Here is a 20355-nt window from a genome sequence, read left to right as displayed (position 1 = left end):
TAAAATGAATAGTTTCCCGATAATAAAAACCGACAGACTTTTGTTAAACGAACAGCAATTGCAAGACGCTGATTCAATATTTTCCTTATTTTGTGATGCTGCGGTCACTGAATATTATGATCTGCATTTTAGCGACATTAGTGAAGCGGTCGACCTTATTAAAGCCGACACCAAGCGGTTTGCGCAACGGCAAGGCGTGCGCTGGGCTATTCGCGATAAAGTTAGCAATGAATTTATCGATGGCTGCGGTATTAACCGCTTTGAAAAGAGCAGTGATTGATTATACGTTTTCAACCGACTGCGCCAAGTACGTCAATAAAATTGAAGCTTACGTAATGCTGAGTAACCGCGCATCTGAGGTGGTATTAGAAAAACTCGGCTTTCGTTGTGATGGCATACTCAGAGAACATGGTAAATGGCGAGGTAAATACCATGATCTTAAAGTATTTTCCCTTTTGTGCAGCGATACCGCTAAGATATAAGCAAGTCTAATTATTTTTCAACCCAAACGACTTTGATATGAATCGATATTTCAAACCTATTCTCTGCGTGATCATTGTTTTAATCACCTTGTATTACGCCAGCTTCTCAATCATGCCTAAGATCACCATCATTAATCAGTCAGGCGAGACATTAGAGCGTGCTGAAGTGAAACTGCCAAATAGCCGCTTGGATTTTGCCCCTATCGCCATAGATGGCAACAATGCCTTGTACTACGATATTAAGCAAGAGGACGGCACCTATAAATACCGTTTCAAAGCTGCTGGTTTTAAACATAAAGGCTCCTGCGGTTACGTTACCAGCAATGAAATTACCAAGCGAGTGGTGATTACCGTTAGCAAAGAAAAGGTGCACTGTGATGAGACACAATAATGGTAATTGATAAAGTGATTATGCCCTGCGCGGTATAAACACATGCGTAAGTCAGATAAAAAAATCGATAACAGCTTGCGTCTTGTCCTCACAGAGGTATGTGAACAAGCATTAAAAAGTTGAATGGTTTTCAATGCTTAACTCATATTGTTAACTATAATGACTTCCCTGAGAGTCTAAAAGTGTTTTGCGTGTTTGACACTAATGATAATCTTCAGCGCTATCTTCAATTCGATGAAAATCAAGCCTTGCTAACACTTATCGAACGACAGCTGAAGGGCTTAAACATTCAAATAAAAAGCATCAAACAGCATGTATTTTACGACACAGAACAACACTGTGACGCCCAACATAGTGGTAATTAGGCGTCTCGCTTAAACTAGCTTGTTATCTGAAAAGCGTAGCAATAACAACGAATAGGTTGAGTTGATATGAGCACTCTAATTGAACATGCCTTGACCGTATTTATGGCATTTTTTGCCATTATGAACCCGATAGCGAATACCGCAGTATTCGCGGGCTTGACCGGCGGCATGAACAAGCAGCAGCAAACCAACTCCGCGTTAAAATCATTGTTTATTACTTTTAGCATCATCCTAATGTTTTGCTTGTTGGGCAAATCTATTTTTCACCTGTTTGGCATCACCATTCCGGCGTTACGCATTGCCGGTGGTATTTTGGTGTTTCTGGTGGGCTATCACATGTTGCAAGGCAAAAGCTCTAGTATGCACACCTCCGACGAAAGTGCAGATTCGGATATCTCGGTATCGCCACTGGCAGTGCCTTTGCTTGCCGGACCTGGCACCATTGCCACGGCAATGAACTATTCCGCGTCAGGCGGCTGGTTGGAAATATCCATTACCATTGTGGTGTTTTTGGCGTTATGCGTGATTACCTTTTTTTGTTTTATCTTCAGTTCAAAAATCATTTTGCTCGTCGGAGAAAACGGGCTTGGCATCGTCACTCGATTGATGGGGTTAATTTTAACGGTCATTGGCGTACAAATGCTCATCACTGGCGTCACCGCGGTGGTGAATACCCCGATGGCAGCATAAGTAGCCGATTGAATTATTAAACGATAATCGAAGGGATTATTAGTGAATTTAAATCAAGTAACATTGCCCGTAAACGATATGCTGCGGGCGACAGACTTTTACCGCACTTTAGGGTTCACGCAAATTGTTGATACGCCCCACTATGCGCGCTTTCAATGCCCTGACGGTGACGCGACATTTTCTTTATCATTAGAAGATTCACCAGAGCAGTCAATACAACAAGCCTCTGCAGGCAGTGGTGCGGTAATCTATTTTGAGCACGAACAATTAGACCAATGGGTAGCAAAACTGCAACAACGCGATATTGTTTTTGCACAACTGCCAACAGATCAACGCTACCTTTGGCGTGAAGCGATATTATATGATCCGTCGGGTAATAAAATTAAGCTGTATTGGGCGGGTGAAAACCGTCTTAATCCACCTTGGCGGGTAGATATCCGCGAATAAATCTTGCATTAACAATGGAATACAAACTCTGGCAAAGTACAATTTAGTAAATATGCATGGCTATGATCATGATGTGCGCCATATCTGCGATTTTGCCCAAGGTTTTATTATTGGTGATGCCAACATTGCTAAATACCGCACTCACCCGTTACGCAGATATCGCGATACGGGTACTATTTGGCCTATCGCTGTTGATGTCGGCAGATTTGGCAAGCTATCCAACAGTGTTTACCTTACTCGGCTCGCTGTCGCTTATTGCCGCGCTGTTACTTTTGCTGTTATCACAACAGCAGTTATCACAACAAAGGTTGCAAGGTATCATCGAATAAATCGCTGATAATTTATCACTTTCGGCCGTTAGAGTGGTGTGTGAATTTGGCGTTGCGCTATTTGCTGTTTTACTGATTAATATTACTGAGCATTAATTCAGCGACAAGTTCAGGCTTGGTCACCGGTCCCATATGCCCAGCGTCAATAACAACCTTGTTTACGTTAGCTAATGATGCGTCAAGAATTTCAATTATTCTATGGGCTTTTATTGGTGAGTGCCGCCCACAAATTAGCAGAGTCCGGGCGTTAATGGCACCGTAATCAGCGGCTTGATAACGCTCGCCAATCAAACCAATAAAATCTAAGTTGACCTTATCAATATTGGCAGCCATGAGCGCCTGCATTTTTTGCGGTAAGCTTTTGAAAAAGCCGGGACGATTCCAAACATCGGTAAAATGCTCTGCGCCTTTATAGTGATCCAGTTGCGACACTTGTTGGGCAAATTCATCAACCATGGCTCTGGCCTCAGTACCTGGTTTCAACAAATGAAATGCCACCGGCTCATACAAAGACAAACTTAAAATTCTGCTGTGATTTTCTACGGCAATTTTTAACGCGGTTGCGCCCCCAAAAGAATGACCGACCAAATGAAATGGCTGGTCACCAATTAGCTGTTCGACAACATCTAAGATCCGGGAGGTTTCCGTTGCCAGTGAATAAGCAGCCTTATTCTCAACCTCTGGTGCGGTTCCATATCCGAGTAGATCAAAATTGATGCACGTAAAATTAATCGCTAGTGCTTGTTCTAACACGCGCCATTGCCTAGCTGAACTTAACGAGCTGTGCAGCATCACCACCGCAGGACCATTTCCCGAGATATACACACCAGGAAATTTGTGGTGATTGTGCTTGTCTGGTTGTGGTTTTTCTGGTTGCATTGAATACTCGGTAATGTGGTCAACATTAAGATAGAATACATAGTATAAATCTTTGTTTGTGGTTTGGATATGGCAAAACCGAATAAGAAACTGCCTAGCAAAAGTGTCGATATTCTCTGTAATAAATGCAAAACCTTGCTGTATAAATACAAGAAAGGCGGTAAAGGTGGTTTAGTGAAATGCTTTAAAGAACGTATCGTCGACGACCATACTCAAGAACCTGGCATATGCCCAAACTGTCACACTCAATTTGCCCGAGACACATTGGTCAGAGGCACTCCCGCGTTTAAAATCATTGGTAACAAAGCCATTTGTAAATAATAAAAAAGCCCGCATTAGCGGGCTTTTAGTGGCGTATTCATTTTTGTTTTAGCTTGTTCACATCACCAGATAGATACTAGCGAGTGATTGCAACTTGGCTTTCCGCATGATGAACATAGCTAATGTATTCATCTAAAATTTCTTTGGCTTTTTCTTCACTGCCAGCTATTTCATTTAACGCGGCGCGCCATTGTTTTTGCTCAGGGTTGGTCTCCCAAGTCATATCATTGATGCCACCTTTCATGTGCCAAACCACAAGCAAGTCATAGTCACCAGTTTGCAACTCAAGAATCATTTCTGGCGCATTGGTACCAGCTTTCTCAGTCGCTGGACGATAATACTCTTTGATAATTTTCAGCGCTGCGCCGCGTTTGCCAGGCTTAAAATCAATTTTCACAACGTTTTTCCAGCTAACAGCTTTATCGTAGCGCTTGCCTTCAGCATTTACCGCGCCGGTCATTAATACCGCAACTGCAGCCAGCATAGTTATTATGGACTTAATTTTCATTACACTTTCCTTTAATGATTTTGCAAGAGCTTCCTTACAACATGCTACTACCTTGCGTTAAACAAATTAAACCATAGTACAAAAAACTAAATATGCGAGTCTTTTGCTTTAGAATATTAGCGATAAAAGGTATAAAGATTAGGTAATTAACTGTTTTAAAGAATTAACGCAAATAGGGAAACGCATGAAACTATATGGCGATAAACAATCCGGTAACTGTTATAAGATTCAGCTTTTGTGTGCCAACCTTAACATCGACTACCAATGGTGTGATGTGGATATTTTAGGTGGTGATACCCAATCCGAGGCGTTTCTTGGCAAAAATGCCAACGGAAAAATTCCGCTACTTGAGATAGCGCCCGGTGAGTACTTGAGCGAATCTAACGCCATATTGAACTACTTAGCCGCCAATAGCCGATTATTACCTAACGCCCGTTTGAGCAAAGCACAAGTGCTGCAGTGGCAATTTTTTGAGCAATATTCGCACGAACCTTACATCGCTGTGGCACGTTTTATTAAGAAATATTTAGGTTTGCCGAACGCTCGAAAGCGCGAATATCTGCAAAAACAAAACGGAGGATATAAGGCTTTGGATGTGATGGAGAAGCACTTAGCGCAACAGGTGTTCTTCGTTGATAATCAGTACTCTATTGCTGACATTTCCTTATTCGCGTATACCCACGTTGCCCATGAAGGTGGCTTTGACTTGAGGCCGTACCCGAAAATTCGCGCTTGGATATCTCGAGTGCAACAACTACCGGGTTTTGTCGCAATGGGCTAAATGTGGGTTAAAGGTGGGTTAAAAGCGGATTAAACTTAAACTTAAAACTAAGCCTAAAATTTAAGATGGAATAGCAGTTCACTAAGATCCGGTTGCCAGGCAAAGTCTTTAAGCTTAATACGGCCATTAAGCACCACCACACCTTCATCTATCAGTAAGTTTTTTTGTCGCTCAAAGCCTTCGCTGCCTTTGGGAAGAGATATTTTGCCTTGTGAGTTGATGATCCGATACCACGGCACATTCATCGCTTTGGGTGCATGACCTAGGGCTTTACCAACTAGACGGGCACGCCCCGGTAAGCCAGCTAAATCAGCTATTTGTCCATAGCTGGCGACCTTTCCTTTGGGTACAGCCAGCACGGTTTGCCAAATACGTTGGTAGTTATCAGCGGACATCAACCAATCTACTTATCTACAGCGGTTATTTTAGGTGCAACACCAATAAACGGTTTTGACGATTTTCACCATCGTCATTGTCCTCGCTGCTATAGCGTACCATAAGTTCCGAGCGACCATCCATATTGATGTCATCAGAGCTTAGTAGAACGCCATTTTTGGGTAAATGGATTTTCACGGTTTGATAAGAATCAGTGAGTAACTTACCCTGCTTGCTACCAGCAAAGATTTTCAGCTGATGATCTTCCTCTGAAAGGATAAGTTCTTTGGCACCATCGCCATCTAAATCAGCCAGTTCAATAACAGGTGAGCCACTTTTTCCCGATGACAGACTGAACTTTAATTCCACTTCGTCTTCAAATTGTTGTTGATATTTCAGGTTCTTATCAAGGGCAAAAATCAATACTTGTTGGTCAACACTGCCTGTCAATAAAGCACTAACGACTTGCGATACGGAAATATCAAAACTGGATGCCATAACCTCTTGTCGTTCATCATTATCAACATCGATAAAGTCCAACTGCGCCAGCGTACCATCTGATTTAATCGCGGTATCGGCTTTTTGTTGATAAATAACTTGTTGGTCTTTTTGGCGGCCAAGATAGACTTCATAGTCGTTGCTTTTATCGAGCACGCCAGCGCTTTGCGTATAACGTACAATCAAATCGGCAACACCGTCATTATCGATATCGCGTAAATCATCTATGGTGTGATGGGCAAAGTCACTTTGGTCAAGGTTTTTACCGTCGGCACCACGGGCATCCCACCAATTTATGGCAGTAATGCTTGGGTGAAGGGTAATGGAGGTAGCACTGTCAGCAAAACTGCCCTGCTCGTTTTGACTGTAAACATCGAGAACGCCTTCGCCTGGCAAGACCACATCCTTACGACCGTCAAAGTTCATGTCGACTAAATAATACGGTTTCTCAGTATAGCTTACTGAGCTTTCGAAAATTTCGACAGTAGGTGTAATCGCTAATTGTTGCGAGACAAATTGCTTATCCGCTTTTTGTAAATAGATATTAAGCTTGGTAAAGTCCATTAAAACCACGTCGTCTAAACCATCGTCATTGATATCTTTAACAAAGTCAGATTGTTTTAAATATTTGGCGTCGTGATTTATGTAAATCGAACTTACCTCAGCAACATCCACAAACTGTGGCTCTTTAGCTAACACAAAACGCGAGACTTTATTGCTGGCAAGAAAATACAAAGACTGCATTTTTTCCGCAGATGTTTGTTCATCACTGACATCGTAAGCGAAATAGGCCTTATCCAGAGCAATATCAAATTGCATCACGTAGTTTTCAATTACGTCATTGAAGACAAACATAGCAAGGCGAGATTCACCGTCTTTTTCACCAATCAATAACAACTCTTTACCTGGGTTGTCCGTTAAATTGGCACGAATTGGCTCTTGCGAAATATTAAACGGCGCATTGATTTGGTATTGGCCGAAACTAAAAGAATCCCTTGCCGCCAACTCGCCCGAAAACAATGTTGCCGTCGCCATTACCCATAAAATTCGACGAAAATGCATAGTTAAGCTCTCTCTATAATTTGCTTATTCTGTAATTACCAAGGCAAAATATCACCATTGGAATGATAAAACACACCGCTATTGTTCATATCTAAGCGTGCAATCAGCCCAGCGATTCGTTCAGCTGCTTGCTCAGGCACAATATCACCTCGCCCTGCGGTCATATCTGTTTGCACATAACCGGGATGATAAATCCCCACCGCGACACCGTCAGCGGCTAAATCTTTCGCCAGTGACACCGCACCAGCGTTTAACGCCGCTTTACTCATGCGATAACCATAACGACCACCCGAGCCATTATCAGCAATAGAGCCCATACGCGAGGTGACAAGCGCAATCTTGCTGCCTGATGACAAGTTAGCCAACAAGTGTTGGCATACATTTAACGATGCTAACGCATTAACCAAAAACTGCTCAACAATGGTTTGATTATTAAAATCCGTTAAGGTTTCATTACGTAAAATACCGGCATTATTGATCAATACATCAATAGCTATGCCTTGTAATGCAGAGGCTAAATCGCTCAGGCAGGCGCTATCGGTGACATCGATACCACTAATGACTTCGACATTGGTCAGCTGATTTAGTTCGTCGCTAGCTTGTCGGCAAACGGCGTATACATGACAGCCTTGGTTGACGTATTGCTTGGTCAATTGCAAACCAATACCACGATTGGCGCCCGTAATGACTATATTTTTCGGCACTTTAATATCCTTGTTTGTTCCATTATGCAGTAAAGTTTACGTGAGATCATAAAACAAATGTAATATCTTATTAACAAATCACCAAGCAAATCTAATTATGGAAAATTATAAATTAACCACATTGGAAACTGATCGATTGCTGATCCGTACAACGTGTCAAAGTGACTGGCCATTTGTCTATAGTATGCAATCTGATCCAGAGCAAATGTTGCACATTAAAGAGCCGCAATCCGATGAACAGATCAAATCCTGGTTTGTAGAGTTCCTTGAACCCTTTCGTGGTGAAGAAATGAAATGGTCATCGATGATTGGCATTGATAAAACCAGCGGCGAGCCGATAGGTTGTTTTTCGGTGCGAATGATTTGTAAAAACAGTCAAAATGCCGAACTTGGTTACATGATTTCAAAACACCATAAACGCCAAGGCTATGCCAGCGAAGGTGCGAAAGCCATTAAGCAGTACTTGTTTGATCGTTTGAACTTGCGACGGGTCACCGCCTATTGCAATGAAACCAATACTGGCAGTTGGAAAGTGATGGAAAATATTGGCTTACAACGCGAAGGCATGATGCGACAGGAATACCGCATTAACGATGTCTGGCACAACACCTTAATATACGGTGAAGTAAATCCAAATTATCGACACGAGGTGTAACTGTATTGGCGTTAGCTTGTTTACGACGGCTGCTTTGGTAAGTCTGGCCTAACCTAAATAAGAACAACCAATAAACGCGGCTAATTAAAGCAGCCAATTACAGCACAATGCCATCGTCTTAAAACAAAAAAGCCAGAGCAACGCTCTGGCTTTTTATATTTCTATATCAACTAGTTAGATGTTTTCAGCATGTATTCAGCAACCGCTAAACGGGTACCTTCATCAAGGTAGTTTTGCGGTGGCATTTCAGGGTAATCTTCGCGCTTTTTGGTTGGATTGGCAATGTAGTCCGCCAAACCTTGCGGGTTATCCATATATAATGCTTGAATGATATTTACCGGTGGACCAATCATACGATCTGTGTAGGTATGACAGCCAGTACAAATACCAAGGTAAGCGATTTTACCGCGTTCGCTTGGATCAATCTTACGTGGTGCAACTGGCTTGTCTAACAGATAGGTTTCAATATTCTTGGTGTTGGTAAAGTCACACTCTTTCCAATCGCTAACACCGGCTGTGGTATAACGATGACGGTTAATGATACAGCTGTCTACACCACCACCGACTTTGATGATATCTGCCTGATCAGAGCCTTTTAACTCAATCGCCAATAACGCTTTGACTTCATCGATAGTGTCATAACCGTTATTCATCATAAAGTTATCCAAAATCATGATACGATCTGGGTTTGGTTCAGATTCTGGATCATTTGAGCCCGCACCAAACGAGTTATGATCGGATACCAAAATACCACCGGTTTTGTTATTACTGATGATATTGCCTTCAATAATAACGTCATCACCGGCCCAAACGATAATGCCTGAGCCTGCTGGAATCATCGCTACCGTTGAACCCGGTATAGCGAAGTTCTCGGTATTATTGTTAACCACAAAGTTATTGCGAATGATCACGTCATAGGTGGTTTTAATCGGTAGTCCAGGGGTAATAAATGCCAAAATACCGCCGGTGTTGTCATGCACGTAGTTGTTTTCAACGATGGCATGACGCGAGTTTTCAATTTCAATACCGGCAACCGAGTCAAACACTTCGTTATGAGCTACATGAATGTTATCACTCATACCAACATAGATGGCCGCGTCTTCGATACCCGAAATGACATTGTGCTCAACGATACCGTTTTTACCCAATTGTGGGAAGATACCATAGACACCGGTATCTACAATCAAGTTATTTCGGATGATAAAGTTATTACCAGCTTGGCCCATAATACCGTTGCCTTTGTAACCAGTGATGGTCATGTTTTCAACGACAAAGTTATTTCCTGAATACAAGATGGCGTCATTAAGCTTGCCTTGGCCATCCATCGTCGCACGCGCGCCTTCTTTGATCACACCGACAATTTTGATGTCTTCTTTATCGACATACACGGTTTCGTGATATTTGCCCGGCATCACTTGAATGGTATCACCAGGGTTCGCCGCTTTAACCGCTGCCATAATGGATTCACCATCATTAACGACACGGACTTCACCTTGCACTTGTTGCACGGCTTCAGCGCTTGCATCAAGATCTTGTGATTTATCGTAGCCACCGCTAAAGCTTGCGCCACCACTTGAGGAAGTGATCACTGGGCTTGAATTTAAACCGCCATAATAATTACCGACACCGAATGCCGCGGCAATTAATACAACAGATAATATTTTGCCTTTACTCATCGTCTTCTTCACCCTCTATTGTTTGCTGTTCTTGTTGTTGTAATTGTTGCTGTAACTGCTTATTCGCAGCGTATTTTTGATCCACAACTGGCAGTCCCGAAGGTAGGCTTTCGGGCAATTGTGGGGTTAAACTTTCGTCGTTGAGGCTATGTAAAAACTCAACGATTAAATCAATTTCTTCTGGACGCAGGTTTGGTTCCCAAATGTGCCAGTGAATTAATAGCTCTTCATCTTCTGGCACCGCATGGCCACGACCTTTATTGTAGAACTCGGTCGCTTCATTCAACGAGTCAAATTTTCCGGAATGCATATATGGCGCGGTTTTACCGATATTTCGTAATGTTGGCACTTTAAATCCACCGCGATTACGTTTGTCATTAAAGGTTGCTTCTGCGCCAACATCAAAGGCCATGCCTTCAGGATCTGGTGTGCCAATAACAGCAATTTGATTATTGGTGAACAATGGCGGTTGATGGCATTCGGCGCAACGAGCGACAAAGGAGCGGAAAATATTGAGACCTTTTATTTCGTTTTCACTAAGTGCCTGATGATAACCATGGGCATATTGATCATAGCGAGAATTGAGCGAAATTAAGCTGGTTTGAAATGCCGCCAAGGCTTCGGAGATATTGGCAACGGATACTTTATTGTCGTCAAACACCTTAGTGAACATTGCTTTGTATACCGGGTTAGCACTAATGTCAGCCACTAGCTTTTCTGGTGTATTGCCCATCTCCTTGGGATCAAACAATGGTCCCATGGCTTGCTGTTCTAAGGTGGTTGCGCGACCATCCCAAAAAAAGCGATCGATAAAGGCTACATTCCAAAGGCTTGGCGCACTGCGCGATACTTTCTCGCCGGTAATGCCAATACTACGATCCATGCCATCGGCGAAACCTTTGTCTGGTTGATGACAACTGGCACACGACACGCTGCCATCTTTGGATAACAGCGGATCAAAAAATAAGTAGCGACCTAAGTCAATTTTCTCTGGGCTGAAACCATCTCGAGCAACAGGTAGGCTGGTTTGTGTGCCGCCTAAGCCTCGCCCTTGTACTGAATCATAAAATTGATACATGGTACGTAACTTACATACACCGGCGCTGGTTTTCTCAAAGCTTGGTGGACATTGACTGCGTAACTTAAAGTCACTGGCAGCGCTGCTTATTGAGTACAAGCTAAACCATGTAAGCGATAACGGTAGCCATATGGCTGCTAACAAACGCGACAGCATGACTTATTTGCCTTGCTGCTTAATGAACGCAACGATGTCTTTTAAATCGGCTTCGGTTTTGACCATGCCAGCCATCATCTTCATTTGTTTGCCGTATTTATCGTTGGCATCATAGCCACGCTGGTTTTGCTGAAATTTTTGCGTTTGCGCCAATAAATACCGACTCGACAATATGGCTAAATTTGGCGCATTCAAGCCCTCATTGCCTTGTGCCGTTGCGCCATGACAGGCACCGCAAATTGCATTGTATTTGTTTTCACCATTCTTCAGGTTGCTATCTGCAATCTCTTCGCTCGTGGTTTGCGATGGTAATGCCGCTAAGTAAGCACTGACATCGGCGATTGCAGCATCATCGCTTAAGGTATTCGCCATGGCTTGCATTTGCATACCAGTAACGTCATTTTCAGCGGTACCTCGAGTCTTTGTTTTGAATTGTTTGATTTGTCGCTGCAAATACCAATCGTATTGACCAGCCAGTGCTGGGGCATATAATTGATCATTGCCTTGACCTTTATCACCATGACACATTACGCAAGTCTGATATAACGCTTTGCCGTTTTCGCTATCGCCGGCAACGGATGAAAATGCGATAGATAATAACGCGGTAAACAATAAAGATGAACGGATACGTGAATGCATATTAATTTCTAATCAACAATGACAATAAGTGAGTTACTACCTTATCAAGCGTAGGCAAAAAAGCTTATGTATTTTTGAAAAAAGCTGACGGATTCTAAAATTTACCCTGATTTATTTGTTAAAACGCCTACTAATCAACCGATTAACGGGTATTAATCAGTATTTTGTGTTTTTCGATATTCTGACGGTGTCATCTGATAAGTCGCTTTAAATACTTTATTAAACGAACTCAATGAGCGAAACCCAGCGTCTAATGCCATGCTTAAAATAGGCGTTTTTGCCTCTTCGGCCAACAGTAAACGCAGGCTCACTTCTTTGACACGGTAACCGTTTAAAAAGTCATTAAAATTACGATAGCCGAGTTGACCGTTGATTAATTGTCGAAGTTTGTATTCTACGATTTGGCAATGACTGGCTAAACTGGCAATGGTCAGCCCTTCCTGTCGATACAATTTATCGTCACTCATGGCTCGCTCAATCACTGCGATATCTTCGTTGTCAATGGCGCTTGGTATCGGCTGACTTTGTTGCTGCGGCGGTTCGAATAAGCTCGATACATTGGCTTTAAACAAAAAGTAATGAATTGATAATAACAAAGCGCACAGTAATAACATTTGCAAGCTGGTTAGCCAGGCACCATGCACCGCAAACACCTGCCCTGGCACGATCACTAAAAACATATATAAACCGGTGGCGCTGATCACCGCGACGCGAATCATACGCCGTGCTTGTACCAAATCATTACGCCAATTGCTCATCGCCACATACAAGGCGTAGGTTACTAAGCCAATGTCAGCGATAAGTGCAGCAATACGGGCGCTAAAATACAGCGATGATGTATCTTCAATGCTGCTAACACTGGCAATTTGCGCTGGTAATAAAATAATCGCAGGCAATGCGGCAACGCCAAGATGCCAGTATTTAATTTCTTGTCTGTCTGAGAACAGGCTCAGTGAAGTCAATAAAAATATGCCGGGGATTAAATTGCTAACGGTGGCGATAAAAAACGCCAAGGTTGGATATTCGCTAATCGGCGAAAAGGCAGGCAATAGGTACAATGCTGCCGATAACATTAGCAAGGCATACCAGCGAACCTGCTGGCTGTCGCGCATTGAAGGCGTCAGTATCACCAATACCATGATCATTAATGCAAACGCGCTGATAGCGAGAAAAGTTGGAAAATCAGTCATCTAAGAATACATCGTTGTGGCTATACAACCATCTTACTTGCCCAGTAATAAACAGACAATAAAAAACGGCTAAGCAAACTTAGCCGTTATCTTAAATTCTAATTAATTAGAATGTGTATTTGATATCTACGCCAGATTCAAGGCCGCGATTTACGCGACCAAACGGTGTACCCAAGACCGATGCGGTACGGCCGCCTGCGCCTTCAATGTAACGATTATCTAACAGGTTTTTACCCCAGATACCAATTTCTAACGAACCACTGCTGTTCATCCAAGACGCGCGCGCATTTAAGTCTTCGCGATCATCAAAGTAGTTAGGCAAGTTACGTTCCCAATCAGGTGTACCTGGGAAGAAACCACGTTCATTCTCTACAAATACATAATCAATATGTAATTTGGTATCACCAAAACCAAGATCAGGCATCCAATCAAACGTTAAGGTGTAAGAGGTATTTGACTCATTATCAATCTTCATCGCCGGGATTAGATCACCCGATGAATTATAGAACTCTTCAGTATCGACTTCGTTTTCACGATAATCGGTTACCACACCAAAGGTCATTGTGTCGGTAATATCCCAAATAACACCTAGCTCAATACCATCGATAACCAAGTCTTCGTTGACAACCGTTGGCAATGCTTGCGCTTGACCAGGAGGTTTTGATTCGATGTTACGTTGACGGTCGTCAAGTTCGGTATGATAAAACGCCGCGGTAATACGCACGCTGTCAGCAAACACACCTTTATAACCAATCTCAAGGTTAGCAGACTCTTCAGGCTCAAATGGTTCGTTACCGTTGTCATCGGTAATTGGGTTCAGTGAGTCATAACCACCGGCTTTATAACCGGTAGCAAATGATGCAAACACCATATGATCATCATTTAACTGATAACCGGTACCAATACGACCGGTAACCTTATCCCAAGAATCTGAGGCGTAGGTTTTCTCTAACGGTGCAAATAACACATTACTTACACCTGGAATGATTTGAGCAAACGGTGTCTCTAAAATTTCCCAAGTAAAGTCTTTTTCATCTTTCGAATAACGTAAGCCAGCAAACACGTTCCAAGCGTCCGTTAACTGAAAATCAAAGTCAGAATAAATACCGTAGCTAGTAAACTCTCCTGAGTTTAAAAAGTTTTCCGACCAGAACATACCTGTTGGACCGGTAGAAAAACTTGGCCCAAAGATCAGCGGCTCATTAAACATCGCCGACGCCATCATGTAAGTTAAGTCACCGGTCGCTGCGACAAACTCAGGTGTTAGAGAACTATCACCGGTCAATGCAACTAATACATCAGACCATTCATCAGAGTTCCACATATGGTCCATTTCTAGACCAGATGCTGCATAAGTTTCGTCAACCACATCATCAAAGCTGATTTGACCGATACACACGGTTGGATCCGGCGCACCTTGCTGTAAACATGCGGCATATGCCGCGGCAGCGTCTAAATCACCTTCAAAGGCATCGACTAAACCTGCTTCAACTAAGCCTTGCTCAACTTGATTCCCCACTTCGCCACGTACCTGACCATTCAATTCGCCAGTGACTAAGCGTGCAACGGTATCGGCTGTTAGGAAGATTTCAGTCTCTTGAAATACGTCCTCTTTCGAGTAGGTGATACCGCCAACGTAATTTAAACGGTCGGTGTTGTAGTTGATTTGCAACTCGTTATAGAAGATGTCTGAGTCTTCGTTATTTGAGGTATCAAGGTAACGGGTGATGTTCGCGGTGCCATCTTCATCTTCACGGTTAACTGTATCCCAATCACGATAACTTGATACAAACATCATTGACCACTGGTCGTTAAACTCGTGGTTTAATTTGAACGTTACGGCGTACATATCACGGCTCTCAACACCTTTACGTACATCGTTTTCTTGTTTTGAACCAAATGGGTCAGAGCCGCCTTTATAAGCATACTCACTAAAACCAACCGCCATTGGTGGCGCTTGCTCTAACTCATCCCAATCATATGAGACTTGTACATTGGTTCGGTCTGAGACATCCCACTTTATCGCCACACGAGCAGCATTATGGTCGCGAGCGCCTAAATCCCAAGTTTTAGTGCCTTCGTTCCAGTCGGCGCGGGTAATATTATCAATAAAGCCGTCTTGCTCGTTGGTTAGAACATTGGCGCGAAGATAGATATTATCGGTTAGTGAAAAGTTCACCATACCTTCCAATCGCATCAGATTATCGGTTCCGAACGTGCCTTTTACGAACGCATCGAATTCTTCCTGTGGTGCATTTGGCACCATGTTAACCACACCCATCGCCGCATTCTTACCAAATAACGTACCTTGAGGGCCTTTCAGTACTTCAATGCGTTGCATATCTGAAAACAGCACGTTTTGTGCTGCACGCGGCATGTAGACGTTATCGAAGAATGTTGCTGATGATGGATCACCACCAACACTTATGTTCGGGCTGGAGACACCACGCATGGTTACACCAGCCTGAGTCATATTACTGTCTGAAAAATCAAAACCTGGAATAAACTTATCAACATCACTTAATAAGATAGAGCCTGACTCTTTAATGGTTTCCGCTGAAACTGTGTCTACGGTAACAGGTACCTTCATCACATTTTGCGAACGCTTTTGTGCAGTAACGACGATAACATCATCTATAGCTTCTGCTTCTGTTTGCTCTTGAGCGATAGCTTGAGACGAAGACAACACCATGGCGGCAGCGACTGTATTGGCAAGCACTGATTTTCTAAATAGTGCATTGCCTGCTGCGGATTTAGTTTTCACAGACACGATAATTCCCCAGAAATTATTTTTATTGTTGTTAAAAATTTTATTATTTTTATAGACTTGAGTAGGCTTTTTTGAATTATTGTTTTTGCCACTCTTATAGGCTTATAATCCAGAAATGTTAATTGATTGTAAAGTATTTTCTGTTGAAAAAATGACACATATTGCACAAAAGTACAGCAAAGCATTTGTTCTATTAATTCTGTTTGTTGTAAGCGCTTGCAGTGATGCTCGTCTAAAGCCGCTTGGTTATGGCGCAACCATCTTAGCCTTTGGCGATAGCTTAACCTCTGGTGTAGGGGTTAAGACGCAATACAGTTACCCATCTATATTGAGTGAATTAACCGGCCGGGAAGTGATTAATGCCGGTGTATCAGGCGAATTAACCGAGCAAGGCGTTGCACGACTGCCATATCTTCTGCAGTCACACGCCGTTGATGTGTTAGTGCTGATTGAAGGTGGTAATGATATATTGCGCAATAAAAACCTAAAGCAAACCAAGCAAAACCTTGCGGCAATGATTGAAATGGCTCAGGCCAAAAATATCGATGTGATTTTGGTGGGTATGCCACTTAAAAAACTATTTTCTAAATCGGCACCGTTATATGGTGAGTTAGCCGAACAATATCAGTTAACCTACGACGGCGAAATAATTCGCGAATTAATGACCGATACCGATATGAAATCTGATTCGGTACACTTTAATAAACAAGGTTATCGAGCATTAGCGAACGCCATTGACCAGCTTATGCAAGATAATGGCGCGCTATAAAACCAATCGCTGTTAACCGTATTATAAGTTAGCGTGAGGGCCAAAAACCTCATAATGAATCCGCTCTTCGCTTACGTCGAGGTTTAATAATTGCTGTTTAGCAAAGTCCATAAACGCAAGTGGACCACAAAGGTAAAAATCGCCCTGGCTCAACGGCAAACTGACTTGGCTAAAGTCCATAAACCCAATAGCGATGTTCTCGCCTAACGTGTCGCCTGCCGGCACACCTTGGTTATACCAAGTGAAATGTTGCCAGCCATGCTGCTGACAAATCGATTGTGTATGGCTGTTAAACGAATGTTGTTTGGCATTTTCACACGCATGTAAATAGCTCACTTGTTGCTGATAACCTTGTGCAACCAAGGTATCTAATATCGCCTGCATTGGCGTCACACCAACGCCAGCAGAAATCAACACCACCGGTTGTTGTTTGTCGATGAAATAGAAGTCGCCTGCTGGCGGATGTAAATCAAGCAAATCGCCAACCTGAATATGATCATGCAAATAGTTAGACATTAATCCTTGAATCTGACCTTGTTCACGCTTCACTGAAATGCGGTATTGTTTGCCATTTGCCGCTGTCGATAAAGAATATTGACGTATTTCAATATGGTTAGACGTGTTAGGTTTGAGTTCGATACCAATATATTGCCCTGGCTGATAGTCCATGACCGCTTGTTGATCTACCGGCTCAAATACAAAGCTGGTTACCAGCTCTGACTCTTGTATTTTGTCCACCACCGCGAATGCGCGTTTGCCACGCCAGCCGCCTTTGCTGTTTTCCCTGTCTTGGTATAGCTGCTCTTCGCGATCAATAAACACATTAGCTAGCACACCGTATGCCTTGGTCCAAGCGGATTCCACTTCCTCGGTAAATTGCTCTGGCAACAGTTCACGCAGGGTTTCAATTAAATGATGACCAACAATGTCATAATCTTTCGGTTGAATGTGAAAACTGGTGTGCTTGTTCGCAATGCGCTCAACCGCATGTTTTAGCACTGCTATATTATCAATGTTTTTGGCATAGGCAGCGATCGCTTCAAACAAGGCGAGCTTTTGCCGACCGGTATGCTGGTTGCTCATGTTAAAGATATCTTGCAGTTCAGGGTTATGGTTGAACATACGTTGGTAAAAATGGTCGGTAATCGCGGTTCCACCCGCTTCTAATAATGGCACCGTGCTCTTTACAATACGGATATCTTGGGTTGTTAACATCGAAACACTCTCCTGATTTTTATTCGATAAGATGTGTTAAGTCTTCGTCGATACATTACACAGTATATTGCTAACTGGCGATATGTTGGCGCTGACTTAACATTTAATACAATAAAATGGTGTTCCAAGCTCAATATTTGAGCTTGGAACCGGTTTGAAAACTTACTTGCAAAAAGGCCTAGAGCCTGACTTAAAATACTTTGTAGCCTAAACCGTGAACGCCAACACAACGGATGACATAACCAATCTTAAATAACCCAGCGAACAATACCGTGCTGATATGCGCTGCAACTTGCGAGGCAATGGAAAAATATTGATCAACACCATAAGAAATAAATAAACAGGCCAAGGTGATCAGCAGCGACACCAGCATTAACCAGTTACCACCAATAATACAATTTTGATAATTCGCTTGGTTTGCGGTAAATGAAAAATCTGAGCTGTTGAAAAATTGTGCGTACATATTATGGCCTTTAAGTTTTATATTTGCGTTGCTTGGATTATTACTAATGCAATGACTGCTTTAATTACTGTAGTACAACTACTGTGCCAACATGCAAAAATCAATACATTACAACAACTTACAAGGAAACCTGTAATTTAAATCGTCGCTAAAGCTCGAAAAGTGTCAAAATGACACACTGTATTTTTGTGTCATTTTGACTACAATGTATAAAAACGACTCATATTAGTGTTCTATGCATATATCGCAAACCGCATTACTTGAACTGTCATTGGACTTGGCACGCAGCCTAGATGCCAAAGATCGCTTTGATCAACTGCTTAGTACCATACGTAAAGTCATCGCCTGTGAAGCCGTCGCATTACTGACGGTTAAGGGAGAGGTGTTAGTGCCGTTAGCACAGCAAGGTTTAAGTAAAGATGTGTTGGGCAGGCGCTTTCAAACCTCGGAGCACCCTCGCCTGCTACAAATCAGTCAGTCAAATAAAGTGGTTCGATTTAGCCGCGACTGCCCACTACCAGACCCTTATGATGGCTTGTTACTCGATCGCGATGGCGACTTACCCGTGCATGCATGTATGGGTATTCCACTGAGCTTTAATAAACGTCTGATTGGCGTATTAACCCTAGACTCGTTAACGCCGAATGTATTTGATGATATTCCAGAACGCACGTTGGAAATCATCGCGATTATGGCAGCAGTCAGTCTCAATAATGCCTTGAATATTGAATTACTTGAAAGCAGATACCTGCACTCACAACAAGTCATGGCTGAACTCAACGTACACAATGACGCCAAACATCAATATGAGTTGATTGGTAACAGCGAAACAATGGTTAAATTGAAACACGAAATACAACTTGTCGCGCCGTCTGATTTTTCAGTGTTAATTGAAGGGGCAAGTGGTACGGGTAAGGAGCTGGTTGCACACAATATTCATTTGCAGTCAAAACGTGCCGAACACACCATGGTGTACGTTAATTGTGCCGCACTACCAGAAAATCTTATTGAAAGTGAATTATTCGGTCACGTCAAAGGCGCATTTACTGGTGCTGATAAAGATCGTGCCGGTAAATTTGTGGTCGCCGATGGCGGTACCTTATTTCTCGATGAAGTAGGCGAATTACCTCTGGCGGCACAGAGCAAATTACTGCGTGCATTGCAAAGCAATGAAATTCAAAAAGTCGGACAAGACAGCATCATCAATGTTGATGTAAGAGTTATCGCCGCCACTAACCGTGATTTGAAAACCGAAGTCGAACATGGCCGCTTTAGAAGCGACTTGTTTCACCGATTGAACGTTTATCCGATCCACGTTCCGGCATTGCAGCACAGGTTATCGGATATTGATTTACTGGCGGGTTACTTTATTGAGTCACTCAAGCGCAAACTTGGCATCAACCAATTGCGCATTGATAGCGAGGTTATTGCCATGATGGGCAATTACGACTGGCCTGGTAATATTCGCGAATTAGAGCATTTCATTAATCGTGCGGCTTTATCTGCCAGTGCTCGCGCAACAGGCAAGATAACCACCATCATACGTGCTGATTGCCAACAATTGCTCAATGTAGCGAGCAATGCCGTTGCGCAAAATACTGTCATCGACTCGGTATCAGCCCCTGCCGCTGAGTCAATAAACCTAAAACAACACCTTGATGGTTACCAGCGACAACTCATTAAGCAGGTGTTAGAACAGGAGCAAGGTAACTGGAGCAAAGCAGCAAAACGTTTACAGATTGATAGAGCGAATTTGCAGCGACTTGCCAAACGACTCAATATCGTGATCAGCAAACAAGTCAGCTAAAGCTTATTTAACGAGCTTGAACACAGGCGTTTATTGCCAAGACGGTTGGCTTTCATAATGATCACTCAAATAGTCGACAAAGACTCTGACTTTGGGGGCCAATAA

At 42.8% G+C, this 20355-nt stretch carries 23 protein-coding genes; 11 read left to right on the top strand and 12 right to left on the bottom strand.

Annotated elements, in window-relative coordinates:
• The first annotated feature begins 4 nt into the window (after positions 1-4).
• From HII16_RS14825 to HII16_RS14800, 6 genes are all read left to right on the top strand, one after another.
• Positions 5-280 carry a GNAT family N-acetyltransferase gene (locus tag HII16_RS14825; protein WP_169131317.1) on the top strand — a complete coding sequence of 92 codons (276 nt, stop codon included), beginning with the start codon at positions 5-7 and terminating at the stop codon, positions 278-280.
• Positions 273-482, top strand: coding sequence for a GNAT family protein (locus HII16_RS14820; protein WP_169131315.1), 210 nt, complete (start codon positions 273-275; stop codon positions 480-482). Before HII16_RS14825 ends, HII16_RS14820 begins: the two co-directional genes overlap by 8 nt.
• A gap of 37 nt (positions 483-519) precedes the next feature.
• Positions 520-873: a hypothetical protein gene (locus HII16_RS14815; RefSeq protein WP_169131313.1), complete on the top strand. Its 354-nt coding sequence runs from the start codon at positions 520-522 to the stop codon at positions 871-873.
• Between the two features lie 431 nt (positions 874-1304).
• Positions 1305-1928 carry a MarC family protein gene (locus HII16_RS14810; protein WP_169131311.1) on the top strand — a complete coding sequence of 208 codons (624 nt, stop codon included), beginning with the start codon at positions 1305-1307 and terminating at the stop codon, positions 1926-1928.
• Between the two features lie 42 nt (positions 1929-1970).
• Positions 1971-2375: a VOC family protein gene (locus HII16_RS14805; RefSeq protein ID WP_169131309.1), complete on the top strand. Its 405-nt coding sequence runs from the start codon at positions 1971-1973 to the stop codon at positions 2373-2375.
• 56 nt (positions 2376-2431) lie between these two features.
• Positions 2432-2704 (top strand): hypothetical protein, encoded by a 273-nt coding sequence (locus HII16_RS14800; protein ID WP_169131307.1) that lies wholly within the window; start codon positions 2432-2434, stop codon positions 2702-2704.
• A 69-nt stretch (positions 2705-2773) separates the two neighbouring features.
• On the opposite strand, the gene HII16_RS14795 is transcribed toward HII16_RS14800, so the two are convergent.
• Positions 2774-3583: an alpha/beta fold hydrolase gene (locus tag HII16_RS14795; RefSeq protein WP_169131305.1), complete on the bottom strand. Its 810-nt coding sequence runs from the start codon at positions 3581-3583 to the stop codon at positions 2774-2776.
• A 69-nt stretch (positions 3584-3652) separates the two neighbouring features.
• On the opposite strand from HII16_RS14795, the gene HII16_RS14790 reads away from it, so the two are divergent.
• Complete coding sequence (locus tag HII16_RS14790) at positions 3653-3904, top strand: hypothetical protein (protein WP_135439639.1); 252 nt, start codon at positions 3653-3655, stop codon at positions 3902-3904.
• Positions 3905-3980: 76 nt separating this feature from the next.
• Here the strand turns inward: HII16_RS14790 and HII16_RS14785 are convergent, their stop codons facing one another.
• Entirely contained in the window at positions 3981-4412 is a 432-nt protein-coding gene (locus tag HII16_RS14785) for a hypothetical protein (RefSeq protein ID WP_169131303.1), read from the bottom strand.
• Between the two features lie 184 nt (positions 4413-4596).
• Between HII16_RS14785 and HII16_RS14780 the strand changes: the two genes are divergently transcribed.
• Positions 4597-5193 carry a glutathione S-transferase family protein gene (locus HII16_RS14780; RefSeq protein ID WP_169131301.1) on the top strand — a complete coding sequence of 199 codons (597 nt, stop codon included), beginning with the start codon at positions 4597-4599 and terminating at the stop codon, positions 5191-5193.
• Positions 5194-5246: 53 nt separating this feature from the next.
• Here the strand turns inward: HII16_RS14780 and HII16_RS14775 are convergent, their stop codons facing one another.
• Genes HII16_RS14775 through HII16_RS14765 form a run of 3 tightly spaced genes read right to left on the bottom strand, consistent with a single transcriptional unit; the run spans position 5247 to position 7832 of the window.
• A complete protein-coding gene (locus HII16_RS14775; RefSeq protein WP_169131299.1) occupies positions 5247-5588 on the bottom strand; it encodes an MGMT family protein in 342 nt (113 codons plus the stop codon).
• A 25-nt stretch (positions 5589-5613) separates the two neighbouring features.
• Positions 5614-7128 (bottom strand): VCBS repeat-containing protein, encoded by a 1515-nt coding sequence (locus HII16_RS14770; protein WP_169131297.1) that lies wholly within the window; start codon positions 7126-7128, stop codon positions 5614-5616.
• 35 nt (positions 7129-7163) lie between these two features.
• A complete protein-coding gene (locus HII16_RS14765) occupies positions 7164-7832 on the bottom strand; it encodes an SDR family oxidoreductase (protein ID WP_169131295.1) in 669 nt (222 codons plus the stop codon).
• Positions 7833-7929: 97 nt separating this feature from the next.
• On the opposite strand from HII16_RS14765, the gene HII16_RS14760 reads away from it, so the two are divergent.
• A complete protein-coding gene (locus HII16_RS14760) occupies positions 7930-8487 on the top strand; it encodes a GNAT family N-acetyltransferase (RefSeq protein WP_169131293.1) in 558 nt (185 codons plus the stop codon).
• A 170-nt stretch (positions 8488-8657) separates the two neighbouring features.
• On the opposite strand, the gene HII16_RS14755 is transcribed toward HII16_RS14760, so the two are convergent.
• The 5 genes from HII16_RS14755 to HII16_RS14735 form a co-directional block, all read right to left on the bottom strand.
• A complete protein-coding gene (locus tag HII16_RS14755; RefSeq protein WP_169131291.1) occupies positions 8658-10163 on the bottom strand; it encodes a parallel beta-helix domain-containing protein in 1506 nt (501 codons plus the stop codon).
• Positions 10156-11397, bottom strand: coding sequence for a cytochrome c peroxidase (locus tag HII16_RS14750; protein WP_169131289.1), 1242 nt, complete (start codon positions 11395-11397; stop codon positions 10156-10158). Before HII16_RS14750 ends, HII16_RS14755 begins: the two co-directional genes overlap by 8 nt.
• Positions 11398-11400: 3 nt before the next feature.
• Positions 11401-12036: a c-type cytochrome gene (locus tag HII16_RS14745; protein ID WP_169131287.1), complete on the bottom strand. Its 636-nt coding sequence runs from the start codon at positions 12034-12036 to the stop codon at positions 11401-11403.
• Positions 12037-12188: 152 nt separating this feature from the next.
• On the bottom strand, positions 12189-13226 hold the full coding sequence (locus HII16_RS14740; RefSeq protein ID WP_169131285.1) for a helix-turn-helix domain-containing protein: 1038 nt from the start codon (positions 13224-13226) through the stop codon (positions 12189-12191).
• A gap of 106 nt (positions 13227-13332) precedes the next feature.
• Positions 13333-15996 (bottom strand): TonB-dependent receptor, encoded by a 2664-nt coding sequence (locus tag HII16_RS14735; protein WP_348981430.1) that lies wholly within the window; start codon positions 15994-15996, stop codon positions 13333-13335.
• Positions 15997-16147: 151 nt separating this feature from the next.
• Between HII16_RS14735 and HII16_RS14730 the strand changes: the two genes are divergently transcribed.
• Complete coding sequence (locus HII16_RS14730; protein WP_169131283.1) at positions 16148-16765, top strand: GDSL-type esterase/lipase family protein; 618 nt, start codon at positions 16148-16150, stop codon at positions 16763-16765.
• Positions 16766-16786: 21 nt separating this feature from the next.
• Here the strand turns inward: HII16_RS14730 and hmpA are convergent, their stop codons facing one another.
• Together hmpA and HII16_RS14720 are read right to left on the bottom strand one after the other, a co-directional pair.
• Positions 16787-17980, bottom strand: coding sequence for an NO-inducible flavohemoprotein (gene hmpA, locus HII16_RS14725; protein ID WP_169131281.1), 1194 nt, complete (start codon positions 17978-17980; stop codon positions 16787-16789).
• A 190-nt stretch (positions 17981-18170) separates the two neighbouring features.
• Positions 18171-18443 (bottom strand): hypothetical protein, encoded by a 273-nt coding sequence (locus HII16_RS14720; protein ID WP_169131279.1) that lies wholly within the window; start codon positions 18441-18443, stop codon positions 18171-18173.
• A 235-nt stretch (positions 18444-18678) separates the two neighbouring features.
• On the opposite strand from HII16_RS14720, the gene norR reads away from it, so the two are divergent.
• A complete protein-coding gene (norR, locus tag HII16_RS14715) occupies positions 18679-20250 on the top strand; it encodes a nitric oxide reductase transcriptional regulator NorR (RefSeq protein ID WP_169131277.1) in 1572 nt (523 codons plus the stop codon).
• Positions 20251-20355: the final 105 nt, after the last annotated feature.

The sequence above is a fragment of the Thalassotalea sp. Y01 genome (assembly GCF_012932945.1).
Lineage (GTDB): Bacteria > Pseudomonadota > Gammaproteobacteria > Enterobacterales > Alteromonadaceae > Thalassotalea_A.
Note: the sequence above shows the minus strand (reverse complement) of the source record. Positions and strands in the feature narration are given on the sequence as shown.